Annotated in this window: 15 protein-coding genes and 2 other annotated features; of the genes, 2 read left to right on the top strand and 13 right to left on the bottom strand. The window is 34.5% G+C overall.

Features of this window, described 5'->3' with window-relative positions; translation table 11 throughout:
• Positions 1-11 precede the first annotated feature (11 nt).
• The 12 genes from ACY9Z2_RS11530 to ACY9Z2_RS11475 all read right to left on the bottom strand — a co-directional run bounded on the left by ACY9Z2_RS11530 (position 12) and on the right by ACY9Z2_RS11475 (position 11,181).
• The gene (locus ACY9Z2_RS11530) at positions 12-320 is read right to left on the bottom strand and encodes a DUF1294 domain-containing protein (protein WP_463609788.1); all 309 of its coding nucleotides are present in this window, start codon (positions 318-320) and stop codon (positions 12-14) included.
• A 563-nt stretch (positions 321-883) separates the two neighbouring features.
• Positions 884-1,240: a 50S ribosomal protein L20 gene (gene rplT / locus ACY9Z2_RS11525; protein ID WP_463609787.1), complete on the bottom strand. Its 357-nt coding sequence runs from the start codon at positions 1,238-1,240 to the stop codon at positions 884-886.
• 71 nt (positions 1,241-1,311) lie between these two features.
• Entirely contained in the window at positions 1,312-1,506 is a 195-nt protein-coding gene (gene rpmI / locus ACY9Z2_RS11520) for a 50S ribosomal protein L35 (RefSeq protein WP_463609786.1), read from the bottom strand.
• Between the two features lie 30 nt (positions 1,507-1,536).
• Complete coding sequence (gene infC, locus ACY9Z2_RS11515) at positions 1,537-2,040, bottom strand: translation initiation factor IF-3 (RefSeq protein ID WP_463609805.1); 504 nt, start codon at positions 2,038-2,040, stop codon at positions 1,537-1,539.
• Between the two features lie 65 nt (positions 2,041-2,105).
• Positions 2,106-2,235: a sequence feature (ribosomal protein L20 leader region), on the bottom strand.
• Between the two features lie 133 nt (positions 2,236-2,368).
• Positions 2,369-4,312, bottom strand: coding sequence for a threonine--tRNA ligase (thrS, locus tag ACY9Z2_RS11510; RefSeq protein WP_463609785.1), 1,944 nt, complete (start codon positions 4,310-4,312; stop codon positions 2,369-2,371).
• 55 nt (positions 4,313-4,367) lie between these two features.
• Positions 4,368-4,593 (bottom strand) — a binding site (T-box leader).
• 58 nt (positions 4,594-4,651) lie between these two features.
• Positions 4,652-5,503, bottom strand: a complete 852-nt coding sequence (gene ytxC / locus ACY9Z2_RS11505) for a sporulation protein YtxC (protein WP_463609784.1) — start codon at positions 5,501-5,503, stop codon at positions 4,652-4,654.
• A 472-nt stretch (positions 5,504-5,975) separates the two neighbouring features.
• Entirely contained in the window at positions 5,976-6,908 is a 933-nt protein-coding gene (gene dnaI / locus ACY9Z2_RS11500) for a primosomal protein DnaI (protein ID WP_463609783.1), read from the bottom strand.
• Between the two features lie 21 nt (positions 6,909-6,929).
• Entirely contained in the window at positions 6,930-8,276 is a 1,347-nt protein-coding gene (locus ACY9Z2_RS11495) for a replication initiation and membrane attachment family protein (RefSeq protein ID WP_463609782.1), read from the bottom strand.
• Between the two features lie 14 nt (positions 8,277-8,290).
• A complete protein-coding gene (gene nrdR / locus ACY9Z2_RS11490; RefSeq protein ID WP_463609781.1) occupies positions 8,291-8,752 on the bottom strand; it encodes a transcriptional regulator NrdR in 462 nt (153 codons plus the stop codon).
• A 23-nt stretch (positions 8,753-8,775) separates the two neighbouring features.
• Complete coding sequence (locus ACY9Z2_RS11485) at positions 8,776-9,132, bottom strand: cytosolic protein (RefSeq protein ID WP_463609780.1); 357 nt, start codon at positions 9,130-9,132, stop codon at positions 8,776-8,778.
• A 143-nt stretch (positions 9,133-9,275) separates the two neighbouring features.
• On the bottom strand, positions 9,276-9,653 hold the full coding sequence (speD, locus tag ACY9Z2_RS11480) for an adenosylmethionine decarboxylase (protein WP_463609779.1): 378 nt from the start codon (positions 9,651-9,653) through the stop codon (positions 9,276-9,278).
• 250 nt (positions 9,654-9,903) lie between these two features.
• A complete protein-coding gene (locus tag ACY9Z2_RS11475; RefSeq protein WP_463609778.1) occupies positions 9,904-11,181 on the bottom strand; it encodes a helix-turn-helix domain-containing protein in 1,278 nt (425 codons plus the stop codon).
• 488 nt (positions 11,182-11,669) lie between these two features.
• Here ACY9Z2_RS11475 and ACY9Z2_RS11470 point away from each other — a divergent pair, with 488 nt between their 5' ends.
• Positions 11,670-12,044 (top strand): hypothetical protein, encoded by a 375-nt coding sequence (locus ACY9Z2_RS11470; RefSeq protein WP_463609777.1) that lies wholly within the window; start codon positions 11,670-11,672, stop codon positions 12,042-12,044.
• Positions 12,045-12,080: 36 nt separating this feature from the next.
• A complete protein-coding gene (locus ACY9Z2_RS11465) occupies positions 12,081-12,641 on the top strand; it encodes a hypothetical protein (RefSeq protein WP_463609776.1) in 561 nt (186 codons plus the stop codon).
• Positions 12,642-12,708: 67 nt separating this feature from the next.
• Here ACY9Z2_RS11465 and ACY9Z2_RS11460 read toward each other — a convergent pair whose 3' ends face one another.
• Positions 12,709-13,737 carry a glyceraldehyde-3-phosphate dehydrogenase gene (locus ACY9Z2_RS11460; RefSeq protein ID WP_463609775.1) on the bottom strand — a complete coding sequence of 343 codons (1,029 nt, stop codon included), beginning with the start codon at positions 13,735-13,737 and terminating at the stop codon, positions 12,709-12,711.
• Between the last annotated feature and the right edge of the window lie 11 nt (positions 13,738-13,748).

Below are 13,748 nucleotides of genomic sequence, written 5' to 3'. Positions count from 1 at the left end.
AAGACGAGCCTTTATGACAATTGCAAAATAATAATTAAACTGATGACTTGAATAATTAACAAAAATGGTATGCCAATTGTAAATGCTCGATGTTTGGTTTTATGCCTAAATACACGCATACCGATTAGTGAACCAAGTGATCCTCCAATTATCGCAGTCATCCATAAGGTTGATTCTGCAATGCGCCATTTTTGTTTAACTGCTCTTCTTTTATCTATTCCCATTAGAATAAATGAAAAAATGGATATAATTGCTAAATAAAGTGTAAGGAACATTATTTTTGCCTTCTTCCTACGATGATAATTTGATACTGAATCCATAAAAACTGTTATGGAAAGGTAGAGCCTATGAACACCTAAACCTAGACCCGTAGCGGACACAGAAGCCCTTATTTTTACTATTTACACCTGTTTTACGGGTTTAGAGGACACAGGATGCCTTATTTAGGTAATAACAGGTTGAAATCTGGCTTTTTTTACTAAATAAGGTTTCCTCTGTCCGCGAACAAGCCCATTTACCCTAATTTTGTTCAAATAAGGTCTCTGGTGTCCGCTTATAATAGTTTTCCTACTAGGTAGGCTTAATTTCATTAATGAGTGAATGTTTTCTCTCAGTATCCGTAAAGTGCGAACTAATCTGGTGCATAATAATCACTCCAGAAATACACTACGCTTTCCGCAGCGGAAATTAACATAGCAGTTACTAGAACGCTAAATTAAATTTTCACTACTTCGTATTTCCCTTCAACTTATGTAACCTTTGTTGAAGTAGGCAATAGTCTTCCTATCAATGCAAAAAAATGATCAACTTCATAAAGTTGACCATTTCTTGTGCTTGTATTATTTCTTTTCAGTTATTGCTGTAAACTAATCAAATCTTACTGTTACTTTACAGCAGCTTTTGCTTTTTCTACAAGTTGTCCGAAAGCTTTTTCATCATTGATTGCTAAATCTGACAACATTTTACGATTTACTTCAATACCAGCAAGCTTCAATCCGTGCATTAATTTGCTGTAAGAAATATCGTTCATACGTGCTGCAGCATTAATACGTGTAATCCATAATTTACGGAAATCACGTTTTTTCTGTCTGCGGTCACGATAAGCATATTGACCTGACTTCATTACTTGTTGCTTCGCTGTTTTAAATAGCGTGCGTTTTGAACCATAATAACCTTTTGCTAGTTTTAATACGCGTTTACGACGTCTACGCGTTACTGTTCCACCTTTTACACGTGGCATATTAATTCCCTCCTAATACAAATCACTATCATTGTATATCCGTTTAGTTTAATTTCATAGATTGTCTTTTATTACTTTGGAAGCATTGCTTTGATACGCTTATAGTCACCTGCAGAAACTAATGTAGTTTTGCGAAGTTTACGTTTTTGTTTCTGTGATTTATGTGCAAACATATGGCTTGTGTAAGCATGTGAACGTTTTAATTTTCCTGATCCAGTTCTTTTAAAGCGTTTTTGAGAACCTTTGTGGGTTTTCATTTTAGGCATGTAGTTTTCCTCCTTGATTGGTACATTACTTTATTTTTCGTTTATTGGTGCAAGCATAATGAACATATTACGACCTTCCATTTTCGGCTTTGATTCAACCGTTGAAATATCTTTACATTCATCAGCTAACCGGTCTAATACTTCTTGACCAAGTTCTTTGTGAGTAATGGCACGGCCACGAAAACGAACAGCTGCCTTTACCTTATCACCTTTTTCAAGGAACTTCCGTGCATTCTTTAGTTTCGTAACAAAATCATGCTCGCCAATTCCTGGTGTGAAACGTACTTCTTTCACATTAATGATTTTTTGTTTTTTACGAGCTTCTTTTTCTTTCTTTTGTTGCTCATATCGATACTTTCCATAGTCCATGATTCTACAAACAGGTGGTTTTGCATTAGGTGCTACCAATACTAAGTCTAAATTTCTAGTTTGAGCAATTTCTAATGCCTCTTGACGTGATTTTACCCCAAGCTGATCACCGTTTGAATCGATAAGACGTACTTCTCTTGCACGAATTTTGTCATTGACATTCATATCTTTGCTAATAAAAAGCCACCTCCATAATAGTGTAAAGTCTTTCTGATCCTTCATTGACAAGTGGACAATAAAAAATGTGGGCACACTATATGCACCCACACGACTTTAATCGTTTATTTAAAGAAGTTAGAAAACCAGCCAACTGCATCTTTGCGTTGAACAGGTGAGAAGCGGGTGCTTCTACTTGTCTCAGATCATTTAATTTTTATCAACTTTTAAACTATATCATTAAAAAAGGGCTATGTCAAACAACCCTCATATAGATAAAAGTTCGTTAACTTTAACTACTATAGCATATGCATAAAAGTAGGTAAAGTTAAAAGAGCTACTTACGTAAAGCTTTGCTATTAATCTCACCACAAATTAATTGTTCAAATTCATTCAGGCTAATTGTTTCTGAATTCTTTTCACCATAACGACGTACATTTACTGCGTTTTCTTCCATTTCATTGTCGCCTACTACTAATCCAAAAGGAATTTTTTGTGTTTGTGCTTCACGTATTTTGTAACCTATCTTCTCATCGCGTTCATCAACTTCAACACGAACTCCTTGTAGGCGTAGTTGATCGGCTACCTTTTTCGCGTAGTCCAAATGAACATTCGGTGATACAGGGATAATTTTTGCTTGAACTGGCGCTAACCAAGTTGGAAATGCACCTTTGTATTCCTCAAGCAAGAAGGCTACAAAGCGTTCCATTGTAGAAACAACTCCACGATGGATAACTACTGGACGATGCTCTTTTCCGTCCTCTCCGATATACGTTAAATCAAAACGCTCTGGCAGCTGATAATCAATTTGAACAGTTGACAGTGTTTCATCTTTACCTAGAGCTGTTTTTACTTGTACATCAAGCTTAGGGCCATAAAAAGCTGCTTCTCCTTCTGCTTCCACATAATCGACTTTCATTTCTTCCATTGTTTCCTTTAACATTGCTTGTGCTTTTTCCCACATTTCATCATTATCAATATATTTTTCCTTATCTTCTGGATCACGGTACGAAAGACGGAAATAATAGTCGTTGATACCAAAATCTTCGTAAACCTTCTGTACCAGTTCAACAACCCGAATAAATTCGTCTTTCAATTGGTCAGGGCGAGCAAAGATATGTGCATCATTTAAAGTCATAGCACGTACACGCTGTAATCCAGCAAGCGCACCACTCATCTCATGGCGATGCATGGTACCAAGTTCCGCTATCCGTACTGGCAAATGACGATAGCTGTAAAGCTGATTCTTATAAACCATCATATGATGTGGGCAGTTCATTGGACGTAAAACTAAATCCTCATTATCCATTTCCATTGTTGGGAACATATCATCTTGATAATGATCCCAGTGACCGCTAGTCTTGTACAGTTCTACACTACCAAGTACTGGAGTATATACATGATCGTAGCCCAAACGCTCCTCAAGATCTACAATATATCGTTCAACATTACGACGAATAGTCGCACCCTTAGGCAGCCATAATGGTAAACCTTGACCTACCTTTTGTGAAACTGTAAAAATCTCAAGCTCTTTACCAAGTTTACGGTGATCACGTTCTTTTCGTTCTTCTAGTAACTGCAAGTATTCCTCAAGCTGACCTGGCTTTTCAAATGCTGTGCCATAAATACGTTGTAATTGTTGATTGTTGCTATCTCCACGCCAGTAGGCACCGGATATACTTAGCAGTTTAAATGCCTTAATTTTACTAGTAGAAGGAACATGTACCCCTCGACATAGGTCGAAAAACTCTCCTTGTTTATAAATAGTAACTTGTTCATCTTCTGGAATAGCATCAATTAATTCAAGTTTTAAATCATCACCAATATCCTGAAACATCTTTTTCGCTTCATTTCGAGAAACTTCTATACGCTCAATTTCTAGATTCTCATCAACGATGCGTTGCATTTCTTTTTCGATTTTAGGTAGATCATCCGGTGTGATTGATTCTTCCAAATCCATGTCATAGTAAAAACCTTCCTCAATAACTGGACCAACACCAAACTTTACATTTTTGTATAAGCGTTTAATTGCTTGAGCCAATAAATGGGCTGTTGAATGGCGCATTACCTCAATACCTTCTTGGTTTTTGTAGGTAATAATTTCAATTTCCCCACCTTCAGAAAGCTCTCGACGCAAATCAACCAATTTACCGTCTAACTTTATTGCTAAAGCTTGCTTTTTTAAACCTGGTGAGATAGAGAATGCGATTTCTTCCCCAGTAGTTCCTTTAGGAAATTCCTTACTAGCTCCGTCTGGGAAGATGATTGCGATGTTTTCCATTTGTTAACACTCCTTTTTTCCGTATTAAAAAACGCCCATCCCTCTGCACTAATTGCAAAGGGACGAGCGTTGGTCACGTGGTTCCACCCTAATTTCCGTAAAAATACATTCACGGCTTCATTGATCTTTAACGCAGATATACGCTACAGCCTACTCGACATTTCAACCGTAGAGTTCAAAGGTGGTAATCATTCGTTGTACGTGAGGAAGCTTTCAGCCGATGGCTTCCTTCTCTACTCTGTACTAAGATCGAATGATCATGTCCTTATCATTACAAAATAAGTATTAAAGTATATAAAAAGTATTATAGCGCCTTGATGTACAAAATTCAAGCCCAACTTACAATTTTTTTAAATACTGTGGAAAAGGAAAATTATTTAATGGTTCAAATTCAACCCTTTCTTGAAACACATTGATTATTGTTAGTGTTTTCGGTTCAACAGGATTATCTCCGTATATTTTTATATTCTCAGGTGCCATAGCAATTAGTGGAGACAAGTTTTTTTCATTGCTATCTAACCCAACAATATATAGCGGCTCCTTTTGCATAATCATTTGTAATTCCATGTTCGAAAAACGTTTACCGTTCGCGTCAAAAAATGAAAAGGGTTCACCTTGTATCATATACACAGTTGGAAATACTGCCCGCTTCTTAGAAATATATTCTCTTAATGCATTTACAAATGATTGATGGTCCTCTTCCCGTTTTAACTCGTCAATGGCTAGTCCAGTATAACATTTTATTAATTCTTTAAAAGGAGCGATGCGAAACATCACTAACGAATCATAATGAACGGTACAAGCGTTTCTAATCATGGTAATAAACAATGATTCTAAGAATAAATCCGGGTCTTCCGTTCCTGTTGTATCTATGTTTTCATCATCCCCACCCGTTATAATCCAGTGAGTTAAGTCCAATATCTTATCGATTTCGTCGCTGTTTGTATAATAATAAACATCCTGAATAACTGTTCGAATCATACCTGATAACCGATGAAGCATAAAAACGTCCACTAGCGCTCTTGCTATTGAATCGAGCGATGCTTCATCGACTTCTTCAATTTGAATTTGTAAGTGATTCCCCCATTCGTCATGTGTTTTCCAATGCAATTCAATCTTTTTGTTGATCTGAAATAATGATTCACAAAAACTAATTACTTCTTTGTCTGACTCCATATAAATATCCAGCAATACGTCTCACCCTCACAAAAACCAAGCTGATACATTATATGGAAAGAATGATGAAAAGATGAATAAAGAAAAAAACTACCATAAATTTTATTTGGTAGTTTTCATAAGAAAGGGCTAGTTGCCGCTATGTCCAATAAGAATACGCTGGACGAGGTCTCTCTTCCTGGATCATACTGCAAGGTAGCGGACACAGAATTCGCTATTTTTACTTTTCGGGCATGTTTTATGGGTTAGGTGGACATAGGATACCTTATTTAGGTAAAAACATTATAAATTGCTACTTTTTGACTGGATAACGGATCCTGTGTAACAGTCGCATTCAACCTATTTTTGCCCTAATAAGGGCTTTGGTGTCCGCTTACCTCAATTGTTAGAAGCCAATACAACTACGTAATTACTATGTCGTACTTGTACAGAAGCGATTGAACGGAGCGAAAGTCGACAATGGGTACTGACCCGAGACGGATAAAATCTAGGAATGTCTACGATTTTCTCCTAAAATCTGAACCTCTTTACTAACTTGTCTAATCCGTTCAATGATTCGACCTGCTTTTACAGTTTCAATTGCACCCCTATTTGTCTTTGCAAGCTGTTCCTCCAATTGATCTAAACTATAGTTGGAAGTAAAAAATACAGGCAGACCTTCCATCATACGGTATTGTAAAATCGAACCAAGTATTTCATCACGGAACCAGGCAGATTGTGATTCCGCTCCGATATCATCGATCATCAATACTTCCGCTTTCTTAAAGTATTCGATTTTCGTATTGATCGAATCATCCTTTAGTGAAGCTTTAATCTCTCGAACAAACTCGGGCATATAGATAATCATAGAAGAAATTTTTTCTTCCTTTAATCGATTGGCTACTGCACCAAGGAAGTATGTTTTCCCAACCCCAAATGGACCGTAGAAGTACAATCCTCTTGGCGGAAGCCCAGACTTTGCATTTTCTAAGAATTGAGCAATTTCCATTAACGCTTTCTTCCTAGCAGGATCAGTTTCAATTGCATCGGTCGAAGCTTCCAAAATCTCCTTAGGCATATAAAGACTTTGAATTAACTTTTGCTGTTCTTTTTGTTTTTCAACACTAACTCTGCTATGACACTTCTCATATTGTAAATGGATCTCATTGTTTTCTGTTTTAAGAATCGGAGAGTATCCATTTAACATATTAATGCAACTTCCAAGCGATTTGCATTTATCACACTGCTTTGACTGCGTCTTGTACTCGTATAATTTTATTAAGTTTTTGTCTATTTCTTTTTTCGAAAGCTCTGGATGAAGAAATAGAAATTCTTTAATTTCAGGATCCTCTAAAACTTCATTTCTAATTTTCATGTAATTCTCTTTGAAGTTTTTATTCTCATTCATCCACTTTTTTAATGCTGATTGGACTGGTTTCATAGCCATCATCCTTGGAAATGATTATTTTTTGTTGCTACTTGATATCTTTTTCAATAGTTCTTCCATCTCTGCTTGCTCTTTAGCAGCATCTATCGAATTAGTTTTAGGCATTTCTTTTACTTTATTTTTTTTGCGATCCTTAAACCAATCTGGTATAACTTCATTTGAATAACTTTTAGCGAACGAAGATTTATTGCTAGTTGAACTTTTCTGTTGGTATCGATTTCTTTCTTTTTTAGCAAAGACCATCGCTTCTTTTGCTGTTTTCAGGTTGGCTCTTGACCAATGACTAGCAATTTTTTCTAAATACGCTTTTGATAGTTTCATATTTGATTGAAGTAGCACAAAATGAATTAGTACGTTCATTACCGGCGAAGGTAGTCCTTGTGTAGTCATGACTTCTCGGATTACACGCATATCTTGTTCTGAAGCATGATTTCCACTCGAAAGGTCTTCCAATAACTGCTTTGGTGATATCGTTTCTAATTCCTGTACTAGATGTTCCTCTTGAGTTTGCGGAACAGTTTTTGTTTGTTTACTTTCTTTTGACTCTTCTTTCTCAGCTAATCGAATAGTTGCAGTGTTATACTTTGATTTAAATAGATCGTGACAGGCATTTTTGAATTCTTCTGTATGTAACGTATTTTCATCAGAAAGCGCCCACATTATGCCTTTTTCTATTTCATGTGATTCCAAATCATACAGCTGCATCATTTGCACAATTAACCGTTTATTGGTAGCTGTAAGAATACTTTTGGTAGGGATCATACGTTGTTCTAGCATCTTTTGTATCCATGTAAAATCAACAACCTGTGTTTCTATTTCATCATTTCGATTTGAATACTCAGTTATATCTACCGGCTGGTTATTTGGATGAAAGGTTTGAAATACCTCACTAAATAGTACGGTTATATTTTCACCTTTTTGATCGTGATGTTGCATGACATAACGTTTTTTTAACAGTTTATACTTATCTTCTCCAATATGATGATAGAGTAATTGAGCTAGCATTTCATCTAGAAAAAACGTTTCAGGTGAGAAAGGAGCAAGTAACTCATACGTAAAGATCGTCTGTTCATTATACGTTTTTTGGTAGGTTTTTAATAAACCAATCCCTTCTAGTTTCAACCTAGCACGATAAATATGATTAAGTGGTAAGTCCAAATAATTCATTAGCGTGTGGTGTGTTTGTGCTTCACCTTGTTGAATATCCAACTCGTGTAACAATGTCATGTAAAGGGACACTGCTTCAATACCAATTAATGGTTGGTATAAATGGGTCATTGCTTTGTCAAAGTCTACTGGCAGACTCTTTTTTTGCAGCACAACATATCCATCCACCGGCAGTATTTTTCCAATATCCTCCATAACCCATTTCTCCTTCAACTTTTATCTGTCTTAATTAAATCTTTTAATTCATCAAGAAAGACGCTTATATCTTTGAATTGGCGATAGACGGAAGCAAATCGGACATAGGCTACCTCATCTACTTTTGCTAACCGATCCATTACCATTTCTCCTATTTCTTTACTTTCTACTTCTGATACACCAGTGTCGCGTAGCTTTTTTTCTACATCAAGCGCAATTGATTCAATCGTATCTGTAGGAACAGGTCGTTTTTCACAAGCTTTAATCAACCCACGAACTAACTTTTCCCTACTAAATTCTTGCCGTGCTCCTTCTTTCTTTACGACGATTAACGGCACTGCTTCAATTCTTTCGAACGTTGTGAAGCGAAATGCACATTGTTCACATTCTCTTCTTCGTCTAATCGATTTACCTTCTTCTATTGGTCTTGAGTCAAGCACCTTTGTACTTCTGTAATCACAATTGGGACAGCGCATTCCGTTCCACCTCGTTTTCTATTTTAGGTATGAATAGATGGTAAACTTTCATCAAATTTCCTATATAAATTCTCAATTATTTTCGTACTTACGCCAAAATCAAACGGTAATAGTGACTCAGTCGTTACCGAAAAATCTATTGCAGTACGATACGGTCGAATCGAAATTACTGTGATAATAATAAACGACTTTTTATAATAAAGGCCAATCTCTCCGTGTTCCTTTGAAATGGAATGAATAGAATAACCTTGCATGGTTGCGAGTACATCTTCAATCGTTTTTAACGCTTTTTCTTTTGTCGTTTTATAATAATGTGTTTGAAGTGCAGGGTTTAAATGGTCATCACTTGTTTCAGCGTGATTATTTAAGTATTTAGCCACTGATTGTTTGATCGACATTTTTCGCACCCCGCCTAAATAATAAATAGTATCTATATTTTAACATGATTTTTCCATAAGGACTAATAGAAAAAAGCTGGTATGACTTGTAAGATAAGTCATACCAGCTTTTATAATAATCTATTTTATAATGCTTGAAATTGTTTTACTTTAACTGGACCCATTCCGCGCGGTACTTCCACTTTTTCGTAAGTCTTTGCTTCTAAAGAACTAGCGATATGTTCGGCAGCAACATTTGGATCAATAATATCCCCACAAGTATATACATCAATACTTGCATAGCCATGCTCTGGAAAGCTATGGATGGTCAAATGTGATTCCGAAATAATAACTACGCCACTTACACCATGTGGTGCAAACTTATGAAACGCAACCTCACGAATTTCAGCACCAGCTTTTAACGCTGCATCTACAAATGTGCGCTCAATTAAGCCCATATCATTCAATTTATCTATATTACAATCCCATAATTCCGCAATAACGTGTCTTCCCATTGTATCCATTGTATTTCCCCCTAGAAATATTATTTAGCACTTCTTTTGTACCATCACCATACCACGGGGGAAAGTTAGTCCAAAGAGGTCCTAACCCTTTAAGTAGGTCTTATTTATAGCATATGAAAGAAGTACACAAAAAAGTATAAACTGTTTAGTCCTTTTTTGCAATAAGTTTTTGAATGATATTTGAAAAGAAATCAAACCACTCAATCACATAATGTACGCTGACTTCATTGTATATTATTTTTATTGTCTTTTATATTCCTAATGGTTTGCTTCTGTGATGAAATGCAATAAGTGATAGTTTATTCATTTCATTAGCATTTTTATAATGGTTATGGTATTCAAATAATTCAGCTATAATCTGTGAATATTGACTTACCAAATCCCAATCCTTCATTTCTACAAATTTATTAATAGTATTTTCTTGTAACTTTAAGATATCTGTGAAACTGGTTTCTTTCTTTTGGAGAATGCATTTATAAATGTGTAGGATAGCTATTTGAGGGAACTCACTTTTCGAAAGGTCATATGCATACTTTAACCATTGTGATGCTGCTTTTTTATTTTTTATGATAATGTTTGTTCTAATAAGATTAATCATTGTTTCTATTATATAGTGATTAATATTATATTTTATGCTACTCTCATAAAATTCAATAGCTTGCTGAAAATCGTTATTAATCTCATAATTGTAACCAATATAATGTTTTATTCTTGCTATATATCTGTCTTTTTCATTGTTACGAATATGTTTAACAAGTTTTTTAGCGAGTTCCAACGAGTTTAATGATGATACTGTGTCACCAATTCTACTATAGGAATTAGCTAATAATATTTGGCAATCTATACATCTATTATATGTATAATTAGCATTAAATATCTCCAATGAAATTTTAGAATAATATATTGATCTTTCGTATTTTAAGACTTTATTATAGTTTATTGCAATATTGTAATATAGAAGGCCAACCTCAGCTTTGTTTGCAATTTTTTCAAGGTGTGTAAGATTTAATAAATTTAAACCTATTTTAATTGCGTTTTTATACTCTTTTTTAATATTATTTAAAAGCATTAAAATATTTGAATAAAGAAAGTAAATTCTGTCATATATAGGATTTATTACTTTTTTTAGGTTTTCCAATATCAAACTCGCACTCGCAAAATCTTTATTCTTTATTAGATATAAAGAATAAACGACGTTAAATTTTAAGTTATTTGGTGTGGAGGCATTTTCACAAATATCCTTTAGTTCATATACATTTTCAATTGAATTATCCTCCTCCTCAAACAACTTTTCATACCATAACTCTAGTCTTTTATCAATTTCATATCCATCAATAGAAAAATTTGCATTAAGATTTATATCTAACTTTTTACATAACAAATTTATTATGTTTTTATTCGCAGCAACTTTCATATTTTCAATCTTACTCAAATAAGAAACTGTGCATATTTCTTTGCTCAATTCCTTTTGGGTTAAATTCTTTTCTAACCTTTTGTATTTAATAAGGCTTCCTATATCATTTCTCAAGATAATCACCTCAGTAAATTTATGAAAATAATAACAACTCCCGTATCTTAAGTATAACAGATTAGGATGCAAATGTTGAGAAAAATTAGTTTTATATCGTAAGTAATCATGTAATAACAAGAAAATTTTATCAATGTCAAAAAATTTATACACTTTTTTTAAAATACTATACTTATCATGAAAATAATTTCCTGAAAGCTCAATTAATGGCTGTATCGAAAGGTATTTCTTCAATACACAATTATGTGAATATTGTTTATAATATAACTAGATTGGTACTAACCTATAACCCGCTTACTGGACAGAGCAAAATTATAATAGTGGATAAAAATCTATAGGATCATATGAGTAAAAATTTTTATGTATGCCTGTTAGGTACAATTTTTATTGTTACTTTTACTTTGTCAAACTATACTATTAGTGGCTCAACATGGTACGAAAGTTGTAGTACTCCAGTAAACGACTCGAGAAATTGCATTAATAGTGGAGTGGCATCAGATAGTGTAACATACTTTACTAATGATTTATGGGACACTTTTACTCCTCAAGATCCGTACAACATATATTTTTCAAGAACTAGATGGTATCCTGATGTTTATAGGGGTAATCCAGTCTATACGTACTATCTCATAAATGATAATTATCATAGTACCTATTATAGAAATAATGATTATTATGGTAGTTATCTATCAAATCATAGTGTTGTTAGTATATTCACCTCTTATAATACAGGTTACCATGCAGAAAGTGGTGGCAGACCAACAACAAATCTTTACATTCAGAACGCAAACGATTCTGGTTGCTACTTGTCAACAGATTGTCAAACCTATACACATGCAAGTCAGTTTTACATTTCAAATTAGTTAATTATATTTTCAATTATAGAAAGGGTGAATAAATTGAATATAAAAAAAATAACATTAGGAGTAGTGTTAACTATTACCTTAGGAATTTTTGCAGGAATTGGATATTCATATTGGACAGATTCACCAAGTACAGTGGGGGCAAATGATAATGAATTACAAGTAGCTTCCAAGGGATTGGAATCAATAAATTCCGCTCTAGAAAAAATACCATTTAAAGACAAGATTAAATCTCCTACTGAATTACCGTTTGAATTAGGAAAGGTACGTGGGCAGGTTTCAGACTTTGCAGCAGATAAAAAACAGTTTCACACTCATTATATAAGCAAGGATGAAGGGAAGTTCATTGAAGTACAGGTAGTTAATGGTAACGTCACCACTTTTAGCGATAAATATGAATTACAAACAGTTAAACTTAAAAATGGTACCTTAGCAAAATATATGAACAATGGAATAAAACAATTTCTTTCTTGGCAACAGGATGGACTATCTTACACTATAGTCGCAGGAACTATTCATAAAGAGAACGCAACTAGTAAGACCAAATATATATTTGATAAAAAAGAACTTGCCAAAGTCGCTTCATCATTAAGATAATATGAACCACTCAAATAATTAGACAAAAAACCTCAGAAGGTAATTGTACCTTCTGAGGTTTCCTTTATTAAGAAACGTTTACTTCTTCTTTTAAAAAGCTTCCAACGTATTTGGTTAGATCAACAACACGGTTTGAATAGCCCCACTCGTTGTCATACCAAGCTAATACTTTTATTTTATTATCTTCCATAACCATCGTTGACAATCCATCAACAATTGCTGAATATTCCGTAGTTGTGTAATCAATAGAAACTAATGGTTCATCACTATATTTTACAATTCCATTTAGTTTATCAGATGAAGCGTTTTGGAATGCTTGGTTTACTTCTTCAGCAGATACTGATTTTTCCACATCGATTACAAGGTCCACTAATGAAACATTCGGAGTAGGTACACGTAAAGCCATACCATGTAGTTTACCATTTAGGTGTGGTAAAACTAGCCCCAATGCCTTAGCTGCTCCAGTGGACGTGGGGATAATGGACTGCGTACATCCACGCGCACGACGTAAATCTTTATGTGGGTTATCTAAATTTTGCTGGTCGTTCGTAAATGCGTGCACGGTTGTCATAAGACCATTTACGATTTTAAAATTATCATCAAGAACCTTGACAACAGGTGCTAAACAGTTTGTTGTACAAGAAGCATTGGAAATAACATCTTCTTTTTCAGGGTCATACGTTTCATGATTGACACCCATTACAATTGTATTATCCACATTTTTACCTGGAGCTGTAATCACAACTTTCTTCGCTCCAGCCTGAAGATGAAGTCCAGCACCTTCCTTACTATTAAACTTACCTGTTGCTTCAATTACAACATCTATATTTAACTCTTTCCATGGTAACTTTTCAGGCTCACGACTGCTTACAAGCTTAATTTCTTTACCATCTACCTCAAGACTATCCTGAAGCGCTTTCACTTCTCCATCAAAAATACCATGTACGCTATCATATTTAATTAAATGTGCAAGTGTTTCTGGAGGATAGCTTGCATTAACTGCTACAACATCTAATTCATTATCTTTAATAGCTTGGCGAAAGACCATTCGTCCAATTCGACCAAATCCATTTATCGCAATTCGAGTTTTATTCATGATAAGTCCTC

It is taken from the genome of Virgibacillus sp. GM2-2, assembly GCF_055329585.1.
Note: the sequence above shows the minus strand (reverse complement) of the source record. Positions and strands in the feature narration are given on the sequence as shown.